General features: G+C 56.3%; 18 protein-coding genes and 1 tRNA gene. 4 read left to right on the top strand and 15 right to left on the bottom strand.

Going from position 1 to position 23843, the window contains the following annotated elements:
* Window positions 1-3 precede the first annotated feature (3 nt).
* Both AC6HVW_RS03955 and AC6HVW_RS03950 read right to left on the bottom strand, forming a co-directional pair.
* On the bottom strand, window positions 4-903 hold the full coding sequence (locus AC6HVW_RS03955) for a phosphatase PAP2 family protein (RefSeq protein ID WP_071680944.1): 900 nt from the start codon (window positions 901-903) through the stop codon (window positions 4-6).
* Complete coding sequence (locus tag AC6HVW_RS03950; protein WP_071680945.1) at window positions 900-1997, bottom strand: lysophospholipid acyltransferase family protein; 1098 nt, start codon at window positions 1995-1997, stop codon at window positions 900-902. Before AC6HVW_RS03950 ends, AC6HVW_RS03955 begins: the two co-directional genes overlap by 4 nt.
* A gap of 344 nt (window positions 1998-2341) precedes the next feature.
* Here AC6HVW_RS03950 and AC6HVW_RS03945 point away from each other — a divergent pair, with 344 nt between their 5' ends.
* Window positions 2342-3799 (top strand): AMP nucleosidase, encoded by a 1458-nt coding sequence (locus tag AC6HVW_RS03945; protein WP_071680946.1) that lies wholly within the window; start codon window positions 2342-2344, stop codon window positions 3797-3799.
* 30 nt (window positions 3800-3829) lie between these two features.
* Here AC6HVW_RS03945 and nac read toward each other — a convergent pair whose 3' ends face one another.
* The 3 genes from nac to AC6HVW_RS03930 form a co-directional block, all read right to left on the bottom strand.
* A complete protein-coding gene (nac, locus tag AC6HVW_RS03940; protein ID WP_071680947.1) occupies window positions 3830-4753 on the bottom strand; it encodes a nitrogen assimilation transcriptional regulator NAC in 924 nt (307 codons plus the stop codon).
* A gap of 243 nt (window positions 4754-4996) precedes the next feature.
* Entirely contained in the window at window positions 4997-9094 is a 4098-nt protein-coding gene (locus AC6HVW_RS03935; RefSeq protein WP_497569275.1) for an FKBP-type peptidyl-prolyl cis-trans isomerase N-terminal domain-containing protein, read from the bottom strand.
* The gene (locus AC6HVW_RS03930; RefSeq protein ID WP_071680950.1) at window positions 9091-9531 is read right to left on the bottom strand and encodes a YuaE family lipoprotein; all 441 of its coding nucleotides are present in this window, start codon (window positions 9529-9531) and stop codon (window positions 9091-9093) included. The genes AC6HVW_RS03935 and AC6HVW_RS03930 overlap by 4 nt, the downstream gene beginning before the upstream one ends.
* 1032 nt (window positions 9532-10563) lie before the next feature.
* Between AC6HVW_RS03930 and AC6HVW_RS03925 the strand changes: the two genes are divergently transcribed.
* Window positions 10564-10639 (top strand) — tRNA-Asn (locus tag AC6HVW_RS03925).
* Between the two features lie 60 nt (window positions 10640-10699).
* Here AC6HVW_RS03925 and AC6HVW_RS03920 read toward each other — a convergent pair.
* From AC6HVW_RS03920 to AC6HVW_RS03890, 7 genes are all read right to left on the bottom strand, one after another.
* The gene (locus AC6HVW_RS03920; protein ID WP_071680951.1) at window positions 10700-11800 is read right to left on the bottom strand and encodes an alkylhydroperoxidase domain protein; all 1101 of its coding nucleotides are present in this window, start codon (window positions 11798-11800) and stop codon (window positions 10700-10702) included.
* Window positions 11797-12843 (bottom strand): putative FMN-dependent luciferase-like monooxygenase, encoded by a 1047-nt coding sequence (locus tag AC6HVW_RS03915; RefSeq protein ID WP_071680952.1) that lies wholly within the window; start codon window positions 12841-12843, stop codon window positions 11797-11799. Before AC6HVW_RS03915 ends, AC6HVW_RS03920 begins: the two co-directional genes overlap by 4 nt.
* Entirely contained in the window at window positions 12840-14483 is a 1644-nt protein-coding gene (locus AC6HVW_RS03910) for a dipeptide ABC transporter ATP-binding protein (RefSeq protein ID WP_071680953.1), read from the bottom strand. The genes AC6HVW_RS03915 and AC6HVW_RS03910 overlap by 4 nt, the downstream gene beginning before the upstream one ends.
* Entirely contained in the window at window positions 14480-15370 is an 891-nt protein-coding gene (locus AC6HVW_RS03905) for an ABC transporter permease (protein ID WP_021805774.1), read from the bottom strand. Before AC6HVW_RS03905 ends, AC6HVW_RS03910 begins: the two co-directional genes overlap by 4 nt.
* Complete coding sequence (locus AC6HVW_RS03900) at window positions 15367-16311, bottom strand: ABC transporter permease (protein ID WP_071680954.1); 945 nt, start codon at window positions 16309-16311, stop codon at window positions 15367-15369. Before AC6HVW_RS03900 ends, AC6HVW_RS03905 begins: the two co-directional genes overlap by 4 nt.
* 207 nt (window positions 16312-16518) lie before the next feature.
* Window positions 16519-18144, bottom strand: a complete 1626-nt coding sequence (locus tag AC6HVW_RS03895; protein ID WP_071680955.1) for a TIGR04028 family ABC transporter substrate-binding protein — start codon at window positions 18142-18144, stop codon at window positions 16519-16521.
* Between the two features lie 145 nt (window positions 18145-18289).
* Window positions 18290-18919, bottom strand: a complete 630-nt coding sequence (locus tag AC6HVW_RS03890) for an alanyl-tRNA editing protein (protein WP_071680956.1) — start codon at window positions 18917-18919, stop codon at window positions 18290-18292.
* An 84-nt stretch (window positions 18920-19003) separates the two neighbouring features.
* On the opposite strand from AC6HVW_RS03890, the gene AC6HVW_RS03885 reads away from it, so the two are divergent.
* Complete coding sequence (locus AC6HVW_RS03885; protein ID WP_217497031.1) at window positions 19004-19960, top strand: LysR family transcriptional regulator; 957 nt, start codon at window positions 19004-19006, stop codon at window positions 19958-19960.
* Here AC6HVW_RS03885 and alkB read toward each other — a convergent pair.
* The gene (alkB, locus tag AC6HVW_RS03880) at window positions 19922-20569 is read right to left on the bottom strand and encodes a DNA oxidative demethylase AlkB (protein ID WP_021180310.1); all 648 of its coding nucleotides are present in this window, start codon (window positions 20567-20569) and stop codon (window positions 19922-19924) included. The two genes, AC6HVW_RS03885 and alkB, sit on opposite strands and share 39 nt — an antisense overlap.
* A gap of 138 nt (window positions 20570-20707) precedes the next feature.
* Between alkB and rarD the strand changes: the two genes are divergently transcribed.
* Window positions 20708-21586 carry an EamA family transporter RarD gene (gene rarD / locus AC6HVW_RS03875; protein WP_071680958.1) on the top strand — a complete coding sequence of 293 codons (879 nt, stop codon included), beginning with the start codon at window positions 20708-20710 and terminating at the stop codon, window positions 21584-21586.
* Window positions 21587-21693: 107 nt separating this feature from the next.
* On the opposite strand, the gene AC6HVW_RS03870 is transcribed toward rarD, so the two are convergent.
* A complete protein-coding gene (locus tag AC6HVW_RS03870) occupies window positions 21694-22389 on the bottom strand; it encodes a 4'-phosphopantetheinyl transferase family protein (RefSeq protein ID WP_071680959.1) in 696 nt (231 codons plus the stop codon).
* Window positions 22390-22472: 83 nt separating this feature from the next.
* Complete coding sequence (gene agp / locus AC6HVW_RS03865; RefSeq protein ID WP_186486306.1) at window positions 22473-23705, bottom strand: bifunctional glucose-1-phosphatase/inositol phosphatase; 1233 nt, start codon at window positions 23703-23705, stop codon at window positions 22473-22475.
* Window positions 23706-23843 lie beyond the last annotated feature (138 nt).

Below are 23843 nucleotides of genomic sequence, written 5' to 3'. Positions count from 1 at the left end.
ATGCTATATCCTTAGCGTGGCATCGTGACGAAAATAACCGCAGTTGCGCAACCACGCCAGCACCGAGCCGGCGAGTAACGTCCCCGCAATCAGATCGATGCCATAGTGGTAGCGCAGATAGAGCGTTGCCAAGACCAGTCCGGCAACAACGGGGAAAATCAGCAAGGCTATCCAACAGTGCCGCTGCAATAGCAGATAGCCGAGAATGTACAGGCTGATACCGCAGTGCAGGCTGGGGAACACATCCATCCCGGTTCCCCCCTGCGCAACCAGGCCCACCAGAAAACCGGTGATCGCGCCCCCAAACGGTGGATAGGTAAAGAGTTCGGGAAATTGCAGGTAAGGACCAGCGGCAGGGATCAGGCCATAGCCGATAAAACCAAACAGATACATCAGCATCAGACCGTAGAAGAAGCCACGACTGGCCTGCGTTTTACGCTTAACGGCATAAAAGATCACTGGCACCAGTATCAACAGGTAAAAGGCGAGATAACACAGGCTCAGGATTTCAGAAAGCCAGTAATTCTCCAGCACGCGGACCCGCTCAGTCGCGCCAACGCCAGCAAACAGCGCGCGGTCTAACGCCAGCAACTCAGTATCATAGGATCTCTGAGTCGCCAGGTGGATCGCTTTGAATAGCGGAAAAACCAGCCAACTGCTGGCAAACTGGATCACCCCAAGCCAACTTGTCCAACGTTCCGAACGGGCATAGGTGGCTTTGAAAAGCAAACACAGGGCCAACAGGCCAAACACACCGGGGATAATAAACTGACGGTCCTCCAGGCGGATGGCGCTAATTATCCCGGCCATCAAGATCAAAGCAATCACCCCAAGGTAACAGCAATAGCTGAACCTCACGCCATGCTTGGCTGCCCCTGGATGAGGTTCAATACGACTATTCAAGCTTTGCCTCCTGCAAATTTACCCCGCCGCCGCCATCCCAACGCTGCCGCACCGTAAAGCAGCAACAACCAAGGATAAAACATCATGGCTATCAACAAACAGGGAAGCCAAACCAGCGCTATGGCGAAACCGCCAGCAAGGCGGAAAAAGGTGGTGGTATTGCGGCCATCGGCGCGGCGCCCTGCCCACCAGCCAGCAAGCCACACCGGTAACAGAGTGAGGATAAACAGCCGCCATAACAGGTGATCCCATAAAGAATGAGTTACCTGCGGCGCAGCGACAATAGGCTCACTTAACGTCTGCTGCTCTGCCTGCTTAAACGCCCGTGCATAAGAATCCCCATCACGGAGAGAATTCCAGGCCTGCTCTTCCACCTGAGCCAGCATATGTTCATCACGGCAGTTAACAGAGACGCGGTCCAACGCCTGGCTCAGGCACTGCTGAATACTCTGCTCCCACTCCACTGCGCTGGCATCGCCCTGCTCGGGCAGAACCAGAGGTTCATCCACCATCAGTTCGACGGCAGAGCCAACGCGATCCGGAGCTCGATAGAAGCAACCGGCAACCACCACCTGAAAACGACATTTATCCTGCATCAGCCGCCGGACAATTTTCGCTGCGCCGAGGTGGTATGGTTGCGGCCCCGGGCCCCATTCGCTGGTGCCCTCGGGGAAGACGATTACGCTGCCGCCCTGCTTAAGATGGGCGATAGCATGCAGAATGGGGTTACCCGCCTGTGCGCGGCTATAGCCATAACGCTGGCGATCCTTATCACGAACGACCGGGATCCCCGCGAACATTAACCGCAGAAAGCGCGAGCGCAGCAGTTGAACCGAGGTAAGAAACTGCGCGACGGGCAACAGTTGGTTGAATACCCATCCATCCGTCGCCCCGTTGCGATGGCTCGCTAGCAGCAGCGTTGGTATCTTGCCGTCCAACGGAGCTACTCGCAGTCCGTTCGGCGTAATGAATTTCAGGGAGGAATAGTAGAAGTGCACCAGTAAGTGGGCAACGCACCGATGCCAAAGCGAGACAGGCCGCCCTGGCGTAAAACGTAAATAGCCAGGCGTCTGGCTGGAAGGTCCTTGCTCCATATCCCTATGTCTCCCGAAGTCAAACACTCCGCGCCAAACAACCCGACGCCATGCTTACTTCCGAGTCGGCCCATTGCAGACTCAGCGCCCCATCATAGCCGGGCTCGGCAAGATTTAACAACGAGAACTTCGTGGCAATAAACGCTTCCTTGCGCCCGATCTAACCTGATTATTATCTAAGCGGCTGCAGTATGCAGCCCCCTACGTACCGACCCGTTAGAGGTTTTGTCAGCAATAAAGATCTCTGAACCTTATCGCTACTTTGCGCGAGTCCTGCCGCAGATAGATTCATTCGGCCAACGCTTTACGCTATGCTGAGGTATCGCAAGAACCGAGGAAAAACAATGAATACCCCTGAAAAAAAGTCGCTGACTGCCCTGCAAGCCCTCGACCAACTCGAAGTACTGTATGACGCATCGGTCAACGCCTTGCGCGCTGCCATCAAACAATTTATCGCGGATGGCGCCCTGCCAGAGGCGCAGGCCCGTGCCTCGGGGCTGTTTTCCTACCCGGAGCTGCGCGTACGCTGGGATGGTGAGCACCCCGATCATCCAAGAACTCGCGCCTATGGCCGCTTTACCCGGCCTGGCAACTACACCACCACCATCACCCGGCCACAGCTGTTCCGCCCTTATCTTGCCGAACAGCTAGCAATGCTAGCCAGTGAGTATGCCGCCGTGATCGAAGTGGTTCCCTCTCAACAGGAGATCCCCTTCCCTTATGTGATCGACGGCTCCGATCTGGCCTTGGACCGAACCATGAGTGCCGGGCTTACCAAGCATTTCCCCACCACCGAGCTGGCGCAGATTGGCGATGAAAATGCAGACGGCCTGTCTCCTTTTGCCAACCATTTTCCACTCTCCCATTTTGACGCGCTGCGGACCGATTTCTCACTGGCCCGTCTGCGGCACTACACCGGCACGCCAGTGGAACATTTTCAGCACTTTGTGTTGTTTACCAACTACACGCGCTATGTCGATGAGTTTGTCCGCTGGGCGTGTAGCCAGATCGCCGATCCGGCCAGCCCCTATATCGCGCTTTCTTGCGCCGGTGGCCACTTTGTTACGGCAGAAACGCCAAATCCGGAGCAGACGGTGTCCGATCTGGCCTGGAAGAACCACCAGATGCCCGCCTATCACCTGATCGCCAACGATGGCCAGGGGATCACGCTGGTCAATATCGGTGTCGGCCCTTCCAATGCCAAAACCATCTGCGATCACCTGGCAGTGCTGCGTCCCCATGCCTGGCTGATGATTGGCCACTGCGGCGGCCTGCGGGAAAGCCAGTCAATTGGCGATTACGTGTTGGCCCACGCCTACCTGCGTGACGATCATGTATTAGACTCGGTGCTGCCACCGGATATCCCAATTCCAAGCATCGCGGAAGTTCAGCGCGCGCTGTATGACGCCACCAAAACGGTAAGCGGTATGCCTGGGGAAGCGGTAAAACAGCGGTTACGTACCGGGACGGTGGTCACCACCGACGATCGCAACTGGGAGCTGCGCTATTCGGCTTCCGCACTGCGCTTTAACCTCAGCCGTGCCGTCGCCGTCGATATGGAAAGCGCCACCATCGCGGCGCAGGGTTATCGCTTCCGGGTGCCTTACGGCACGCTGCTGTGCGTGTCTGATAAACCGCTACACGGCGAGATTAAACTGCCGGGCCAAGCCAACCGTTTCTACGAGGGTGCGATTTCGGAGCACTTGCAGATCGGGATTTGTGCTATCGACCTGCTGCGGGCTGAAGGTGAACACCTGCATTCACGCAAACTGCGCACCTTCAACGAGCCGCCGTTCCGCTAAACCAAAGGCTGGGCGCCGCACGCGGCGCCCCTACAGCGCCAAAGCCAGCACTCGCGTCGGCTGATGATGGCGGGCGGTAATTTCCAGCAGGATCTCTCTCACCGCTCCCACTGCCGCAGTAAGCGGCTTTTGGCCGCAAACCACTAACGCCAACGGTACCGAAAGCGCCGGAGCATTGAGGCGGATCATCCAGGCCTTGGCCGGGCCGATCGTCGCCCTGGCAATCGATTCTGGCAGGATCGTCGCCCCCATTCCGCTAGCAATAGCGGCGCAAAGCATGCTGTGTGATTCGATCTCACCAATCACATTCGGCGTGAGTTGGCGCAACGCCAGAGCCTCATCGACCAGGTCGCGCACCACATCCCCCTCACGTGGCAAGAACAGATTAAACCGGCTCACCGCCGATAAATCCATGCTGTTGCCCGGATGAGGGATGCTTCTTGCCGCGACCAGATACAAATCCTCTTTCGCCAACACCGTAACGTTCAGGTTCGGTGGCATGTTCTGCCCGTACATCACCGCCATATCCAGAGCCTGCGTCGCCACCTGCTGGCTCAACGCGTTGCCGATATTCTCATTCAGGCTCAGCAAAATCCCAGGATGCCGCTCGCGTACCGCTTGCAACAGCGGCAATGCCAACTGCGAGGCCGCACTGCCTTGCACCAGGCCGACCGTCACCTGCCCAGCCAGCGTTTCCCCACTGCCGATCACCGCTTGCTGAGCCTGCTCGCACTGTTGAAGAATGGTTTGCGCATGCGCATAAAGAAGATTGCCGGCCTCCGTGGGCATCACTCCGCGCTTGGTACGGATCAGCAATTGCTGTTTCAGTTCCCCTTCCAGAGTGGCAACTTGCTGGCTCAGCGCAGGCTGCGCAATATGCAACACCTCTGCCGCCTGAGTCAGGCTGCCGATATCGACGATCTTTACGAAATACTTCAGGCGTCTGAAATTCATCGTGGCTCCTAGCTGCGGTTAACTGCATTCAATATCAACTACTGCAACTACAGCAAAAAACGGGCCAGGCAGAACAAGCGGTGCATTATCAGCCTAAGTGATTAAAAAATAATGAAATGTAACGATATGGCGGGATTGGGAGAAAAGGTAAAGCCGGGTTCTGCACCACGCTGGGGCATTGACAGTCCCCAGCGTGGTTCAGCTAAAAAAACCCGCCAATCGTCTGGCGGGTTAGTTATAGGGTTACGGAGCTTTTTGCTCGGAGGCCGGTATCACATCCAGGATGCGTACGTTATAGACCATGGTCGCGCCCGGTGGGATATCCGGTGCCATACCTTTCTCGCCATAGGCCAGTTCAGGTGGCACCACCAGCGTCATGTTACCGTGGTTCTTCAACTTACCTAGCGCTTCGCGGAACAGCGGTGGATAGGCGCTCAACGGCTGCGAAATTGAAGTGCCAGCCAGATCCATATCCTTGATCACTTTACCGTCGGTCAAGCTCTCTTTAACCACCACGGCGACGGTATCACCCTCACCAATCACGCTATCGCCAACATAATCGATGCGGTAATAGAAGCCTTGCTTAGACTGAACGACGCGTGGCTGCTTCTTGAACTTATCGATATAGCTGCTGCCTTGCTTTTCGTTCTGCTGTTTGATCTTTTTATGCTGATTGTTCAGCTCCAACTCGCTTTCATACAAGGCTTTGGCAATCTGTTCTTTGGCCAGTTTGGTCTGGCCATTGATCACATCAGTGACACCTGCCAGCGCCAGTTGGCGGTTCACATCTACACCCTGCGTCTTTTTGCTGTTGAGCAAATCCAGGATGTCATTACCCAACGCGGTACCGATCGCATAATCGCGTTTTTCCACCTGCGTTTTAGGCTCCGTGACCACAGACGTGCCAGCCGTTTGCTTTTTCTCGGCTGCAGTCAGCTTTTGCTGTAGCTGGGCAAGTTCCTGCGCCTTCTGCTCATTGTCTTTGGTCTGAGCCGCTAACTGCTCCTGCAGCTTGGCACTCTCCTGCTGACTCGCCTGCTGCAACTGAGCGATCTGCTGCGCTTTCTGCTCGCTGTCTTTAGTCTGGGCGGCCAACTGTTCCTGCAGCTTCGCACTCTCCTTCTGACTCGCCTGCTGCAACTGGGCGATCTGCTGCGCTTTCTGCTCGCTGTCTTTAGTCTGGGCGGCCAACTGTTCCTGCAGCTTCGCACTCTCCTGCTGACTCGCCTTCTGCAACTGAGCGATCTGCTGCGCTTTCTGCTCGCTGTCTTTGGTCTGAGCAGCTAACTGCTCCTGCAGCTTGGCGCTCTCCTGCTGACTCGCCTGCTGCAACTTGGCGATCTGCTGGGCTTTCTGCTCGATGTCTTTGGTTTGTGCGGCCAACTGCTCTTGCAGCTTGGTGTTCGACTGCTGACTGGCCTGCTGCAACTGGGCAATCTGCTGCGCTTTCTGCTCACTGTCTTTGGTCTGAGCGGCTAACTGCTCCTGCAGCTTGGTGTTCGACTGCTGACTGGCCTGCTGCAACTGGGCAATCTGCTGCGCTTTCTGCTCACTGTCTTTGGTCTGAGCGGCTAACTGCTCCTGCAACTTCGCCAATTCCTGCTGGCTTTGCTGGAGTTGTTTAACCTGCTGAGCCTTCTGATCGTTGTCTTTGCCATAAACCGTCAACTGTTCTTGCAGCTGCTTTATCTGCTGCGCTTTCTGTTCACTGTCTTTGGTCTGCACGGTCAGTTGATCTTGCAGTTTCGCCATCGTTAGCAGATCTTGCTGCAATTTCTTCATTTGCTGAGCTTGTTGCACGAAATCTTTGTTATTAAGCGCCAATTGCTCCTGCAACTGCTTGGCCTGTAGCGCTTTTTGTTCGCTATCCTTGGCCTGGGCAGCCAGTTGAGTCTGCAACTTGGCCAACTCTTGCTGGCCTTGCTGGAGTTGCTTCACCTGCTGGGCTTTCTGCTCATTATCCTTACTGGAAGCCGCCAACTGTTCCTGCAGCTGTTTGACCTGCTGCACTTTCTGCTCGCTGTCCTTGGCCTGAGTCGCTAACTGAGCCTGCAGCTTGGCCAGCTCTTGCTGGTTTTGCTGCAGCTGTTTCAGCTGTTGCGCTTTCTCATCATTGGCTTTAGTTTGTGCGGCTAGTTGCTCTTGCAGCTTGCTAGTGGCCTGTTGCAACTGTTTCACCTGCTCGGCTTTTTGCTCGCTGTCTTTGGTCTGGATGACTAGCTGTGCCTGCAACTCCGCGACGGTTTGCTTATTTTGTTGCAGCTGCATCACTTGCTGCGCTTTCTGCTCATTATCTTTGGTTTGCGCGCTCAGTTGCTCCTGCAACTTGGCGCTCGCCTGTTGCAGTTGCTTCACCTGCTCAGCTTTCTGCTCGCTGTCTTTGGTCTGTGCGGCCAGTTGATCTTGCAGCTTAGCCACCGCTTGCTGGGTCTTCTGCTCATTCTCTTTGCTGCGCGCCGCCAACTGATCTTGCAACTGTGTTAACTGCAGGGCCTTTTGCTCACGCTCTTTGGTCTGGGCAGCCAACTGTTCTTGCAGCTTCGCCAATGCCTGCTGGTTTTGCTGTAGCTGTGCAGCCAACTGGGCTTTTTCATCGTTAACTTTGGCTTGTGCCGTCAACTGCTCCTGCAACTTGGCGCTCGCCTGTTGCAGCTGCTTCACCTGTTCGGCTTTCTGCTCGCTGTCTTTGGTCTGAGCGGCCAGCTGATCTTGCAGCTTCGCCATCGCCTGTTGCGTCTTTTGTTCGTTCTCTTTGCTACGAGCCGCCAACTGATCTTGCAGTTGTGTTACCTGCAGGGCCTTTTGCTCACGCTCTTTGGTCTGGGCAGCCAACTGTTCCTGCAGCTTCGCCAACGCCTGCTGGTTTTGCTGTAGCTGTGTAGCCAATTGGGCTTTTTCATCGTTGACTTTGGCTTGTGCCGTCAATTGCTCCTGCAACTTGGCGCTGGCCTGCTGCAGCTGCTTCACCTGTTCGGCTTTCTGCTCGCTGTCTTTGGTTTGAGCGGCCAGCTGGTCTTGCAGCTTCGCCATCGCCTGTTGGGTCTTCTGATCGTTCTCTTTGCTGCGTGCCGCCAGTTGATCTTGCAGCTGTGTTACCTGCAGGGCCTTTTGCTCACGCTCTTTGGTCTGGGCAGCCAACTGTTCCTGCAGCTTCACCAACGCCTGCTGGTTTTGCTGCAGTTGTGCAGCCAACTGCGCTTTTTCATCGATAGTTTTGGTTTGAGCCGCGATCTGTTGCTCCTGCAGCTTGGCGCTGGCCTGCTGCAACTGCTTAATTTGTTCGGCTTTCTGCTCGTTGTCTTTGGTTTGAGCAGCCAACTGTTCTTGCAGCTTTGCCATCGCCTGCTGGCTTTTTTGCGCCGATTCTTTGTTACGTGTCGTCAGCTGTTCTTGCAGCTGTTTGACCAGTTGGGCTTTGTATTCACTGTCTTTGGTCTGGGTGGCTAACTGCTCTTGGAGCTTCGCCAACACCTGCTGGTTTTGCTGCAGCTGTTTGGCCTGCTGGGCTTTTTCATCGTTAGTTTTAGCATACGCCGTTAGTTGCTCTTGCAACTTGGCACCAGCCTGTTGCAGCTGTTTCACCTGCTCGGCTTTCTGCTGGCTGTCTTTGGTTTGCGCAGCCAGTTGCTCCTGCAGCTTCGCCATCGCCTGCTGAGACTTCTGTTCATTCTCTTTGCTACGCGCTGACAGCTGATCCTGCAGTTGGGCTATGGCCTGCTGATTTTGCTGTAACGTTTGCTGCAGTTGTTTGATCTGTTGCGCTTTTTGTTCGTTATCTTTGGTTTGCGCTGCCAACTGTTGCTGCAATTGCGCACTGTTACGTTGCTCCTGCTGTTGCAGCTTCATTTGCTGCATCTGCCGCTCGCTTTCCTTGGCCTGTGCGGCAAGCTGCTGCTGCAGCCGCGCATTTTCCCGCTGGCTTTGCTCAATGGCCTGTTGCAGACGCGCCAACTCTGCAGAAGAGCCCGCTGACTGAGATTGCGTTTTACGCAACTGCTCGAGAGCCGCTTCCTGGCTGGTGACTTTGGCTTTCAGCTGATTGATGGTTGCCTGCAGCGTCTTCATTTCGCGAATACGCTCACTGCCCCTCTCATCCGCCGACTTTGCCAGTGCGTTAGGTTTGCTGCTGGCAGGTTTACTACTTTTGGGTCTTGCAGGTTCTGCTGTATCCAGTTGTGAAGGCGTCAGAAACAGGAGCGCCGGAGCCTCATCCACCTGGCGTGTGATCGCGTCCAGTGAATTCAACGCATGGGCATCGGGAGTAACCGCCTCCTCAGCCCTTACTACTCCTAGCGGCAACGCCAACGTCAACAAGGCACCGCAATATATCCTGCGTTTCATTTCACGCTTTCCCCTCTCTGGATCAGGCCTTGCAGGACGTCACGTTCGATCTCGGCACACAACTGATTGGTCTTGTATTTGTACAATGCATCAAGGGTGTCTTTGGTTGTCGAATTGACATCGCCGCGCACCGCGCTATAAACCGAGGCATTGTTCACCAGACGGTTGAAATTGGCCTGCTTGATCGCGTAAGCCTTCGGATTGACCTGCTTGAGCGACGCCAACTCACTTTGACAAAGGCCAATCTTGCTGGTTTTGGTTTCTGCGGCAGCCGGTTGTGGTGGCGGGGACACGCTGATCTGCTGAGGGGGAGCTTGTACGGTAGTCGCTGGCGAGTCTTCTTGCGAACGGGTCTGTGCGGTTTTCTGGCAGCCTGCCAGCAACAAACCACTGCACAGTATTACGCCTAAACAGAGGTTCTTTTGGGTGCTTATCATCGAAAATTCCTTTCAAAAAATTCCGTTACCGACAGGTCAACTCAGACCAGATCGGCTATATCCTGGATAAATAATATGAGCATTTTTCAGCAATGATATAGGGGTGGCTCTTCAGTAGCAAACATTCACTGGAACTATACTATGGCCGCTCATTGCCCCCTACTCTTGCAACGTTCGCCATGGTCTATTAACTTAACGAATACTTAACCGGGTTTCATCGGTGACCTGCATAGCGCAATAAGGCGCCTGCAACTTGCCAGCGATTTAACCTGCCCACGACGTTTATGAAGTGCAAAATAATACTGGTATTTTTTATATCCAGCAACTCTGCAAGCGGGCCTTAACGCCGAGTTGCGGGGCAAAAACGGTGCTTACCGCCAAGTAAGGACAAAGACACACTCCCGCATACAGCAGCATTTATTCTGATCTCTTGGTAAAAAAAAGCGCCAAAAAAATAAAAAAACAGATTAAAAACAATGATATGTATGATGATCTGACAATTACCGCCGCTGTCATCGCAACACCCGTTTTTCCTAATGAAAATGACTATCCCTCATGATTAAAAATAGATATTTATATTATTAAAAACGCATTTTTTGGCGATTTACTCCACACGTGTCCGGATGTTTTTCCATAGCGACAGCGCAATCTAAAGATTTATCCGAGGTACTCGGATTGTTGTATTAAAAATACAGGACTTGATAATAATCCTTAAACTTATTTTTCCATCGTTCACTAGGAGTAATCCATGAAAATTACAGGAAATATCTTATCAGGCAGGCTCACTCCACCGCTCTATAATTAGGAATTTTCTTGGGTATAGCCTTTAAAATATCAGCACCCCGAAAAATTCGGGATTAACTTACAAGGTGCGCCCGGTCTGCAATGATAGCGGCCTGTCTGTCAGTGATAAAGTTTAACCTGCTGGAAAACAAGCCAATTTGCTCACAACCTCAACAAACGGAACATTTGTGTATTTTCATGCTTTACAAGCCCCATTAGCACCGCTATTATTCGCCCCGTTCACACGATTCCTCTGTAGTTCAGTCGGTAGAACGGCGGACTGTTAATCCGTATGTCACTGGTTCGAGTCCAGTCAGAGGAGCCATATTTAGAAAAGCCCGCTTAGGCAACTAAGCGGGCTTTTTGCTGTTTAACACCGGGTGACTCAATCGTCATAAGGCTCGCCGAGCGTCAGCATCAACCGGTTGGCCCAGGCAAAGAAGGCCGTCGCCTGCACCAGGTCCAACAACTCCAGTTCGCCTAGCCCTTGTTCGCGTAACGCAACCAGCTGAGCCGCATTGGCCTGCGGTGGCGTGGCCGAAAGCGCTGCGGCAAAGTCTATTTGCGTACGCCAATCCTCACCCTGCCCCTCGCTCAAGAACCCTCCAGGCGCGACATCCAGCAGGCGCTGCACCTCTTCAGCCCTTTTGGATAACTGCGCCGCTTTACGCGCATGCACCGAGGCACAGTAAATACAGCCATTCACCTTGCTGGCCACCGCCGCAGCCAACTCCCTATCCTGGCGGGCCAGGCCACCCGCGGTGTAGAAAATGGCCCTATCCGTGATGGTTCGCTGTTCCAGCACCGCATGATCGCGCGCCAACAAACGGAAATAGTCAGAATCCGCGTGACCGAACTTGGTCAACAAGGCTTTTCCCGGTTCGTCAAACGCCTCCAAGGGTTTAGCCGCAATCCAGGGCTCCCATCCCAACTCCTGGCTGGTGAACGCAGGCGGTGCATGGCGGCCACTGGCTGTATGGCTCGCCGTGCGCCAGGCGGAAGCTCGAACGGGAGCACGGCCACTGGTCGCTACCGGCAATCCTGCCAGCAAGCGATAGCCGTACAGCAGACGGCTCTGGAAACTGACAAAGGCGATCAGCTGTGAAAGCGTGACGATGTCATCCAATGACCACCCCGCCTGTTGCAGAGCCTGTAAGTGTTTGGCTTCTGCCCCGGCAGGTTTGAAGGCCAGGCGTTCTGCGTGATCCAATGCGGCCTGCAAACGTGGGCCGTCTGCGGGCGGAGTCTGCTGCAGTTGAGCATAATGCGCCGCCAACTGCCGATCTCCGTGCCATTCGCTGATACGTTGCGCCAACAGCAGGCGTTCCGCAATCCCAAAACCGCCCACATCCTGTGGCGCGAACAGCCTCTGATAGCTGGCCTCAATCCCGTCGGTTGCCCCCTGACGTGTTGCTCTGGCCTGTGCCAAAGGAGAGTCTGGGCCGATTTCAGCCAGTCTGGTCAGATGATCCCGGGTATCGGTCATACGTTTTCCTCTGCGTGATGTGAATAAGCCAACGTGGCAGGATTGCGCCGCTGCCAGCCCAGTGCCGGTGCAACGTCGCGAGCTATCAGCTCAATGGAGCGCAAAATATAGGCGTGTGGCGGATCGATAGAGTGCACCTGAAACGCCAGATCGGTGACACGGGCCAGCGCGCTATCGCGTTGCAACGAGGCGATCACCTGCTCTGGCGTACCGAGATGCATATCAAAAGCGCGGATCAAACCGTCGAGCGACTCATCCCGCACCTGATGCCCACTGGCGCGTAAGCGCTCCAATCCACGGCTAAGCCCCTGTGCAGCAAAATCCCGCGCACGGTTCTGATCTTCAGTCACAAAAGCGGTGCGCGATCCCATGATCCGGGGCTCTACCCCAGGCGGCAGCGCGGCGAGATAGGCATCAATAATCGGATTTTGCAGCTCATCGAGTGGCGTATCCGGCGCATCTGACGGCCTGGGTTGAGTGCGTGACAACATCAGCCCATCTCCAGCCTTACCAGCCCGGATCCCACCGTCAACCGAGAAGGTGGCTTGCCAGACGCGTTTTTTCAGTTGGGGAGCGGCCGGATAAAGACGGTTGGCAGAGTTGCCGAGCGCCTCACCACTCCAGGCGTCCAGCAGAATGCGTAAATTATCGTTAAACGCCGCATTACGCCGCTCGGCATCAATACCAAAAGCGCTAAACGAAGACGGGGTTCCCCCTGCCGCCAGCCCCACTTCCAGCCGGCCACCAGAGAGCAGATCCAACACCGCCGTATCTTCCGCCACGCGAACGGCAGACTCCATCGGCAAGGTGATCACTCCAGTCCCCAAACGAATATGCCGGGTATGCGCCGCAGCCTGAGCCAAAAAAACCAGTGGTGAAGGCAAGCCGCCCTCATCCTGATGAAAATGGTGCTGCGCTACCCAGGCGGTATCGAACCCGGCGCGTTCGGCATGGACAATCTGCTCAGTGGCCAGACGGTAACGTTCCTGGGCACTGCCGTTATCCAGCAGGCGGGTAAAAAAGCCGAGACGTTTAGCGCTCATGAGGCATCCTTTAAAGTTTGGTACATCGCACGGCCAGGAATGGCCGCAATCAATTGGCGGGTATAGTCACTGCCGGGCCGGGCAAATATCTCGGCGGTAGTGCCTGCATCTACCTGTTGCCCACGGCACAGCACCGAGACGCTGTGCGAGATTTGCCGCACCGTAGCCAGATCGTGCGAGATAAACAGGTAGGTCAGCCCCAACTCTCGCTGTAGCTGCTCTAATAAGCGCAGGATTTGCGCCTGCACGGTGACGTCCAACGCCGAGGTAGCTTCATCCAATACCAGCACCCGAGGTTGCAATATCAGAGCACGAGCGATGGCAACCCGTTGGCGTTGGCCCCCTGAAAGCTCACGCGGTTTGCGCGTCAGAAGTTCGGCAGGCAGAGCGACTCGTTCGAACAATTCCCGCACCCGCCGGTAACGCTCTGCTTTGGCGACAGGCTCAAAGTTGAGCAACGGCTCTTCAATCGCCTGATACAGGGTTTGCGCGGGATCGAGCGAAGCAAAGGGGTTTTGATAGACCAGTTGAATACGTCGCCGAAACTGGCGCAACGCCTCGCCCTTCAGCCGGGTAAAATCGACGCCGTCGATGATGATTTGCCCCGCATCCGGCCGCTGAAAACCCAGCAGGCAGCGGGCCAAAGTGGTTTTACCGGAGCCAGACTCGCCGACCAACGCATGAGTAGTGCCGCGCTGCACGCTGAACGACACCCGATCCAACGCCCGGAACGCCTGCCCGCCTCTGCCAGCAAAACGGAAATCCTTCACCAGCTCGTTGACGACGATCGCCGGTTCCGCCTTACGGATGATAATTGGCGGAGCAACGGAGGCCAGCGAAGGCACATCGGCAAACAAGCGGCGGGTATACTCATGCGTCGGTGCCTGCAACACCGCCGCCGTTTGCCCCTGCTCTTGCACTCTGCCCTGACGAAACACCAGTAGCCTATCGGCCCGTTCCGCCGCCACGCCCAAATCATGGGTGACAAACAGCACCGCCGTGCCAAACTCCTGACGCAGTTCGTCGATCAGATCGAGGATGCGTTTTTGCACCGTGACGTCCAGCGCGCTGGTCGGTTCATCGGCAATAATCAACGCGGGCCGTAACGCAATGGCGATGGCAATCAGCACCCGTTGTTTCATGCCGCCGGAAAGCTCATGCGGATATTGGCGCGCGCGCAATTCAGAATGAGTCAGCCCCACACGGGTGAGTAACTCCACTACCCGAAGCTGTACCAGCTTGCGTGGCAGACGCTGGTGAATATTGATGATCTCGGCAACCTGCTCACCGATGGTTTTAACCGGGTTCAGCGAACTGGCGGGATCTTGCGGGATCAGGCTTATCTGAGCGCCACGCACCGCATCCAACTGGCGCGTAGACCAGTGCGCAATATCGGTGCCATTAAGCCGGATCGCCCCCTGCTCCAGGCGGCCATTTTCCGCCAGCAGGCCGATTATCGCCTGGGCCGTGGTGGTTTTACCCGATCCCGATTCCCCCACCAGGGCAACGACCTCCCCTGGCTGAATGGTAAAAGAAACGTTGTGCACCACCCGCTGATTACTGTTGCCCTGCTGATAGGCGATAGAAACGTTATCCAGCTCCAGCAGTGGCGCGGGTGAAACGGTTGTCTGTGGGGTCATCGGCGCGCGCTCCCTAATGCATGGCTGATTCGGTTGGCCGCCAGCACCACGGCAACCACCATCAGGCCGGGGAAGGTCGTCAGCCACCAGGCCGTTGAGATGTAGTTACGCCCTTCGGCGATCAGCAAGCCCCACTCCGGCGTGGGCGGTGGCGTGCCGTACCCCAGGAAGCTCAGGGTGGCGATCGCCAGAATGGCATTGCCAAACTGTAGGGCAGAGAATGCAATCACCGAGGTCAGTGAATTAGGCAGAATATGGCGCCATAGCACCGCCCAAAAGTGTCCGCCGCTACCGTAAGCCGCCTCAACGTAGTCGCTGTGCCGCACCCGCAGCACCTCCGCACGAGCCAGACGCGCAAAGTTGGCCACCGACGAGATCCCCACCGCCAGCGCCGCATTCACTGTGCCAAAACCCAGCAGGATAATTACGCTCAAAGAAAGCAGCAGCCCAGGGATCGACAGCAAAACATCAACCAAGCGCATCACAACATCATCGGCGATACCGCCCAAAGCCCCGGCGACTACGCCCAGCAACGTCCCAACAACCAGCCCCAACGCCACGGCAACCAACGCTGCGGATAAAGTGTGCGATGCGCCATACACGATCCGGGCGTAGAGATCGCGGCCCAGTGGGTCTGTGCCCAGCCAATGTTCACCACCCGGTGCCAGACGCTGTGCTCCGGCAATTCCTTCCGTGCCGCTGTACGCAGTAAAGATCTCAGGGGCGATCGCCCAAAGCACAGCGATCGCCAGCACGGCCCAGGCCAGCCCCAGGCTGAGCGGATAACGCCGCTGAGCGCGCCTGGCGGTGGGTAAACTACCTTCGGTTTCCCCGCCGGACAGATCGCGTTCCGGCATCACGGATTTTTCCAACGGAATACTGCTCATCGGGTCGCTCCTGCATAGGATTTCAATCTGGGATCGAGCAGCGGGAACAGCAGATCGACCAGCAGATTGAGGAAGACAAAGGCGGCGGCAGAGATCATCACTACCGCCTGTAACACCGCCACGTCCTGGTTCACGACCGCCTGCTGCGTCAGTTGCCCCAGGCCACTGCGGCCAAATACGGTTTCTGTGATCAACGCCCCGGCGATCAGTTCGCCAAACAGAATGCCCGCGATAGTCAGCACCGGCAGCATCGCGTTACGCGCCACATGCCGCCACAGCACTCCGCTACGGCTAGCCCCTTTGGCTCGCGCCACCGCCACAAACGGCTGGGTTTGCACGCTATCGATGCTGCGGATCAGGATCTGCGCCAACGGGGCAGAGATTGGGATTGCCAGGGTGGCGATCGGCAACAGCAGCCCAATCCACTCCCCTGGATTGATGATCGGCACCAGTTTCAGCCGGAATGAAAAGATCTGGATCAACACGATGCCAAGCCAGAAGGTGGGAACCGATACAAACAGCGCAGGCAGCGATTGCAGCGCCGATTTCAGCCAGCCAAAACCGATCAGATTGGAGACAAAGGCAATGACCAGCGCCAACAGCAAGGCCAGCGTGAAACCCAGCACCGCTAATTGCAGGGTCGCGGGCAGATTGGCAGCAAGCAAAGCACTGACCGGCACGCCGTTCTGGATCGAATAGCCCAAATCACCACGCAGGAAATTCCCCAACGTATGCAGATATTGCTGCCACAGGGGCACATCGGCACCGTAGGCGGCGCGCATGTCGGCGATCTGATCCGGGCTAAGCCCCATATCCGGGTTCTGGAATTTAATCAGGATCGCGTCGCCGGGCAGTACCTGTAGCAAGATAAACGACAGGGTAAATGCCGCCCACAGCACCAGCAACGCCTGTCCGGTTCGGCCACTCAGGTATTTCAGCATCTTTATCTCCTCGAATATGGCGTTGGGCCCCTCACCCTAACCCTCTCCCACAGGGAGAGGGGACAATCCGTGCCACGTTTTATACTGGTGCTCATATCGGCAGAACTGTCCGTACCTCGATTTACTCCGCACCTGACCACCACGCTGAACTGACTCCCTCTCCTTTTTGGGGAGAGGGTTGGGGTGAGGGGTGCAGGCAGCTCGGGCTTAGCGTTTCTCTAACCACGCGCCATAGAAGCTTGGCCGACCCACCGCTTCAAAGTTGACGCCTTTCAGATAGGGAGCACCGGCAAAGACCTGTGGCTCTTCAAAGAACGGGATCACATAGGCCTGATCCAGCAGATACTTTTGAGCCTCACCGGCGATCTGCAAGCGCTTGGCCGGATCCACCTCAGAGGCGATCCCCAGCAGCAGTTGGTTCAGCGAGTTGTCGATAAATTTACTGTTCTGGCTAGTGCCCCCTTGCTGCAACAGGCCATCACGATTGGTGGGATAAAACTGGCTTTTAATCACATCGGGATCGGCACGGCCCACTTCGACCACCGAAGCCGGGGTCTTTTGCGGATCGAGGTTATCTGCCACCCGGCTGCCCGCATCGCCTGCCAAGATATTCAGCCGAGCCCCCACCTTGCCCCATTGCTGCGAGACCAATTGCAGCACCGCCTTGTTTTGCGGCTGCGGCAACGACTCGTACACCGTTAACAACAGCTTTTTACCGTCTTTCTGGCGCAGACCATCGCTGCCCTTTTGCCAACCGGCGTCATCTAGCAGGCGGTTGGCCTTCGCCAAATCGAAGGTCAATTTATCGGAGAGATCGACAAAACCGGCTGCCGAGGAGGCAATCACCGATTTGGCTTGTGGATAGTTGGCGGAGAACAGCGTATCGACGATCTGTTTGCTGTCGGTGGCATGCAGCAGCGCTTGCCGCACGCGGATATCGGCCACCAGCGGATTGTCTGGCCTGAAGGCAATGCTGTCGTTTACGCCACGGGTTGGCGCGGCATAGATCGTAAAGCCCTGGTCTTGGGTTTGCTTCTCATCGTAAGCCTGGATCTGGCGAATAAAGTCCGCCTGCCCGGCCTGCAACGCGCCAATTCGCACACTGTCTTCCGGGGTGACGATCACCTTGATGGCATCCAGATTGGCCCGCCCTTGCTGAGGCAGCTTGGCGGGCCCCCAACTATAGTCTTGGCGTACGCTGAGATCGACCTCCCGCCCCAGGTTTTCACCGCTCACCACAAACGGGCCAGAGCCGATAATATGGCGCGCATCACCCAGTTCATCGTATTGGCGGTTCAGCGTGCTGAGCGATACCAGCCCGGAGCCGATGGTCGCCGTACCTTGCAGGAAGCCCGGGGACGAGCGTTTGAAATAGAATTTGACCGTCAGCGGATCGATGACCTCACTGTGGTCATAGTTATTGATCACCTCGGAAACCGGCAAGCGCAGCGCTTTATTGCCCAAGCCGTAGGTATCAAAGTTCTTGGCCACCGCGTTGGCATCCAGCGGTGTCCCGTCGGAGAAGGTCACTCCGGGGCGCAGTTTGAAGGTATATTCCGTTTTATCGGGGTTGCTGGACCAGGACTCGGCGATCCAGGGTTCGATCTCCAGCGTTTTCGGGTTCTGGTAGGTCAGCTTGTCGGTGATCTGGTTAAGGATACCGCCGTTGGGGTAAAACCCACCTGAAGGGGGATACAGATTGGTATGGGCCTGCTGCTCCAGATAGATCAGCGTGCCGCCCTGCACCGCCGCGATGGCCGGGCTCGCCGCAGCCGCAGCGCCTAATACCACCGCCAGTCCGCTGGTTAACGTCTTGAAAGGAAAATTAAACATGGGTGCCGTGCCTTCTTTATGTCGGTTTGTTATGGGTTAGATAACAAACCAAAACGGCACGGAGTTGAACGAACTAATTTAGCTAACTAATGATGAAAAAAGCAGTAACGCGCCAAGCCGTGGCTGGGCACGCCTGTACGCCCCATCAATCCACCTGATACTGCACAATCAACTGCCCTTTCTTCATCTTGACGGCGGTAATTTGCACCTTGCCCAACTCCGCCAGCGAACGCACATGGGTGCCACCGCAGCCATAAGCAGGCAGATCGCCAAACCCAACCTGACGGACGCCTTGCTGTTCCTGCTGCCTGCGTGGCAAGTCGGCGGCGATCAAGTCCGTCAGCCGTTGTTGCAAATATTCTGGTTGCAGTTCTGTTGCCTGTGCACCCGGTGCAAAGGTAATACGCCCTTCCCCCGGCCAGTGGTGCGCTTTCACCGGCTGCCAGCCCCGGTTTTCCCCGAGCCAGCCAATCAGATGCCCGGCAGAATGCCAGCGGGTATGCAAGTGGCGTTGCTCGCCGTCGATCTCCAGAGTGACCGGGCCACAGGGCAACGGCTCGGCCAGATAATGGAGCAGTTGCTCGCCCTGCGCGGCAACACGTAATACCGCTACACCGCCGATCGTGCCGCTATCGCTCGGCTGCCCGCCGCCCTGTGGGTGAAACAGCGTGGCATCCAACTGCACCGCATAGCTGCCATCCTCTTGCGCCGTGCAGGACAACACCCGTGCCTGGAGCTGCAAATCATCGTGATAATAATAAAGTCGTTCGGTCATGGGCTTTCTCCTGGTTAACGCCGTTATTATATTCGTGCCATAATCGGCTGATAATCCGTCTTCACTACAATGGACCTTTGCGCTGTGAGCACAAATCTTTCCACCGCACTGCTGGTTGAAATGGCCGTTTTTGTTCAGGTGGTGGAAAGCGGCAGCTTCTCCGCCGCCGCCCGCCAGTTAGGCAGCTCGCCTTCTGCCACCAGCCGCAGCGTTGCCAGGTTGGAACAAGCGCTGAACGTACGGCTGTTGCACCGCACCACCCGCAAACTGCGCCTGAGTGAGCAAGGCGAAGCCGTGTTTCAGCGCTGCCGCAGCATGCTGGATGCCGCCAACTCAGTGTTGACCATCAGCGGCCAGAGCAGCTCAGAGCCGGAAGGCACAATCAGCGTCAGCGTACCGAAGGCCGTCGGGCACTTTGTCCTGCACCCTCACATGCCGGAGTTCTTACGGCGCTATCCGCAGGTGGATGTCCATCTGCGGCTGGAGGACCGTTATATGGATCTGATCGACGATCGGGTCGATCTGGCGCTGCGCATCACTGACCGACCGTCACCGGGCCTGATCGGCCGCCCGTTGATGACCATCGAACATTTGCTATGCGCCACTCCGCATTACCTGGCCCAACAGGGCACGCCGCTTCACCCACGAGACCTGACGGAGCATAGCTGTATTTATCTGGGGGAGACGCCCAGCGACGCACGCTGGCGTTTTCGCCGCAACGGCAAGACGGTTTCGGTCAATGTGCGGGGGCGCTATGCCGCCAACCACACCGGGGTTCGGCTGGATGCGGTGAGACAGCACATCGGTATTGGCAGCCTACCCTACTTTACCGCCCGCCAGGCGCTAGCCAGCGGTGAGATTGTGCAGGTGTTGCCAGAGTGGGATTTCCTCAGCAGCTATCATGGCGATCTGTGGCTGTTGTATGCTCCAACGCAGCATCTGCCCCCCAAGCTGCGAGTGTTTATCGATTATCTGGTGGCCAGTTTAGGCCAGGAACCCGCGTTAAAGCGCCTTGCGCAGGGTGATATTGATGCGGTGTGACCCCACCAGCGAATGATAGCCCTCTTTCACCGGCATGATGCCGTGGAAACATAATCGCGACGGGCCGCCCCAGACCACCACGTCACCGTGGGCCAGCGGGATGCGCCGCGTTCTGTCGCTGCGCTGCAGACCACCAAACTGAAAAACGGCCGGTAGCCCAAGCGATACCGAAACGATCGGTGCCGTAAAATCATGCTCGTCTTTATCCTGATGCAGTGAAAGCTTACTGCCCGGATCGTAGCGGTTCATCAGGCAGGAGTCTGGGACGTAATGACCGAACCCGGCCTGCAAAGCAGCTTCATCGGCCAAAGCCAGCAAAATTGCCGGGATTTCTGGCCAACTTTTGCCAGTACCGGGATCGCGTTGCGAATAGCGGTAGCCATTGCTATCGCTGTTCCAGCCGTTGCCGCACCAGCTCATGGCCACCGACATGGTGAAACCGCCCGGCGTAGTCATATGCCGCCAAGGCACCTGTGCCACCACGCCGTTGACCGCCGCCAGCAGTTCCGGCCCATGATCGCGAACAAAGCCGTGCAATACCACCGCCCCCGGCGCGATTTCCTCACGCCAGGGCGGCGGCAGCGCATCTTCAAACAGATCGATTGTCATCGTCATCACCTGGATAAATACACAGGTGTAATTCTAACCGCTTGGCCGTTGTTGTCCAGTCCAGCGTAATCCATTGTTGTTAGAGCTAAATAGCCTTAGAGTAGCCGCAGGAAATTCCATTAATAATCAGGAACGCTGGTGATCAAAGGCATCATACTTTCCGTCGTCGCTTCACTGCTGTTCGGCGTGATGTATTACTACACCTCAATGCTAACCCCACTCGACGGCGAGGAAATCTATGGCTGGCGCACCCTGCTGACGCTGCCGTTTCTGACGCTGTTTATGCTGTTTTCCGGCGACTGGGCGCGGGTGAAAGAGATACTGCACTGGCTACGGCAGCGTCCGCAACGCGTGCTGTTGTTGCTGCTCACCACTTCCCTGCTGGGCGTGCAACTGTGGCTATTCCTGTGGGCACCGCTGCACGGGATGGCGCTGGATGTCTCACTCGGCTATTTCCTGCTGCCGCTGACCATGGTGTTGGCAGGGCGAGTGTTTTTCCGCGATCGCCTGTCTGTGCTGCAAAAAATGGCGGCCCTATGCGCATTGGTCGGCGTGGGTAATGAGCTGATCCTGGTGGGCGGGGTTTCCTGGTCAACGCTGGTTGTCGCGCTAGGTTATCCGGTTTACTTTATTCTGCGTCGCCGCTTGGGCACCGATCATCTGGGCGGGTTGTGGTGTGAACTGACGCTGATGCTGCCAGTTGCTGCCCTGTTTGCCCTTGGTGGCTCAGAACCGCTGGCGGCACTGACGGCCAAACCGCTGCTGTATTTGCAGATCCCGCTGTTGGGCATTATCAGCGCGCTGGCGCTGGTGTGCTATATCCTGGCCAGCCGCCTGCTCCCCTTCAGCCTGTTTGGCCTGCTGAGCTATGTAGAACCGGTATTGCTGGTGATCGTCGCGCTGCTATTGGGTGAAACCATTAACGCCAACCAATGGCTGACCTATATCCCGATCTGGCTGGCGGTAATGTTACTGGTGCTGGAAGGTGCGCGCCATCTGCTACGCAGAAGAATGTAATGCTGAAAACTGGGCTCATGACGTAGGGCGAGGCTTCTTGCAGCTCAATGGGCGCAGCATGCGGCGCCCCTACGGTTGAGCATCTTTTTTCAGGCAATTTATTGATTTTAAAAATAAATCAATGTTGTGACAGCGTCACCTTGCAGCCAGAAACGTCCTTTAAACCGGCGGCCTGCTTGGCATCGTGGCGTCAACGTTGTTAGCAACTCCAGCTCAAAGGTCTGCGCCTGCATATCCAACCCGACGATCCGCGCATCCAGAAAATCAAAGTAGCAGCGTACCTGCGGGTAAAGCGCCTTGAACAGGCTTTCCTTGGCGGAAAATACCAGCGTCAACAGCAGATTAAAGGGCTGTGGATGTTGGCGTAACCACTGGCATTCGTTCTCATTGACGATGCCGCTCCACAACTCTTCTGCTCGTACAGATGGCATCTGCGTTTCCACATCAATGCCCACGCCACCTGCCCCATCCTCATGCTGAGCGGCACACAGCGCCGTATCATTGTTGTGGCTGATCGCCCCGGCAATTCCGGCGGGCCAGAGCGGTTCACGTTTCTCCCCGCGCAATAAAGTGAAATCCTGATGGCCCAACTCTGCCAGCACCCAGCGCGCCAGATAGCGCCCGGCCAGATATTCCGCCTTACGTTTGGCGACTGCGGGTGCGACATGTTCAGGGAAATCGATACCGGCGGCAGCAAATAGATCGTCGTGATAATCCGCGACAGAGAAGTGACACTGCGCGATCAGGCCAGCAAAACCGTCAACCGGCAATAATTCAGCATTGAGAATAAAAGAAGAGAGCACGTTTCATCCGTGACAAGGGGTCCGTTGAGACAGTATATACCGCGCGGCAGGCCGGGGCGAAACGGTTCGCCCCGGCAGCACGGTTATTGCAAGACGTCCTTCATGGTTTTTTCAAAGTCGCTCCAGGCACAGAAGCCGTCTTTATCTACCGGACAGCCTTCCAGCGTCAGGGTGACGCGCTGCGGCGGGGTGCTCAGCGTCAGCGGTTCGGCATTACGCAACTGTTCGGTGGACTGGTAGACATACTCAATCTTCAACAGATCGCGATCGCCCTTGCCATCATGCCAGCGTTGAAACACCAGCTTGCCGCCAATCGGGGTCTTCTCATACTGCTTCGGCAACGCATACGGCTTGAACTTCATCGCTGACAGCAAGGAAGCGATGTTGGAATCATGCCCCACCAGCACGGTCAGCTTCGGTGAATCCGCCTTGCGCTCGCTAATCAGCGCCGAGTTGATGTAGGTCAGGAGCGGTTTGGCTACGTTCTGGGCAACGACCGACGAGGTGAACAGCGAATCCTGATAGCCATCTTTCAGCTTGGCCAACTGCTGCCACTGGTGCGGCGTCACAATCTTGCCCCAGGCCACGTCTTTCATCGGGAAGCCTTCGTAATACTGCAGCATAAAGGCATCCACCAGCGAGTTACCCACTTTCAGCGGGCCAGAAACGCCTGGCTCTTTCCCCGGTACCGCACTCATTTTATTCTGTTCAGTGGCCAGGTTGCACTGCTTGTCGATCTTGCAAGCGGGAGAATCTTTGTAGTCGATGATCTGCTCGAGCTGCTTGTAGGAGGCGTCCAGCTTCAGCGATGCCAGCTCGGCATTCATGGCGCTCAACGCCTGCTGGTTAAAGGTTTCGCTGCTGTTGGTGATAATCGGGTTGAAGGTAGGATCCATCTCCCCCATTTTCTCCTGATGATGCACGCTGATGTCGCAGCCTGGGAATGCGCCGTTGGTAAAGAACTGCGCGGTGGCTACCGTGCGTTGCAGGCTGTTGGCATACACGTAAACGCTGTCAGCGGCTGGGCAACCTTCCTGCGGCAAAATGCCCGCCTGCTTGAGCCACGCGTTGAAATAGTGGCCCATATACACTTCCAGCACGCCGCCCTTGGTGGTCAGCAAGCCACCTGGCGTATCCCACTGTGGCCAGGCTTTCGGCGTGGACTGTGCCAGCACGCTGCCGTTGTTCGCCAGCGGTGCTCGCAGGTTGTGGCGGCTCATCACCAGCACCTGCTCCAGTTGATAACCGTCGTTCTCGGCAAAGGCGGTGCCGCTGAACAGCAAAGGCAGGCAAAGTAATAACGTTTTTTTTCTCATCCGCAGAGGCTCCCTAAATATGATTATTTTGAATAGGTTAACGTTGGATTTGTATAATGACGGCGTTCGACATGAAAGTGTGTGACGGGCGTCACGGGGGAAGGGATTGCAACAGCGGCCATCCGTGGATGGCCGCCG

The sequence above is a fragment of the Serratia sp. NCCP-200 genome (assembly GCF_059697885.1).
This window is presented reverse-complemented; position numbering and strand designations above follow the sequence as displayed.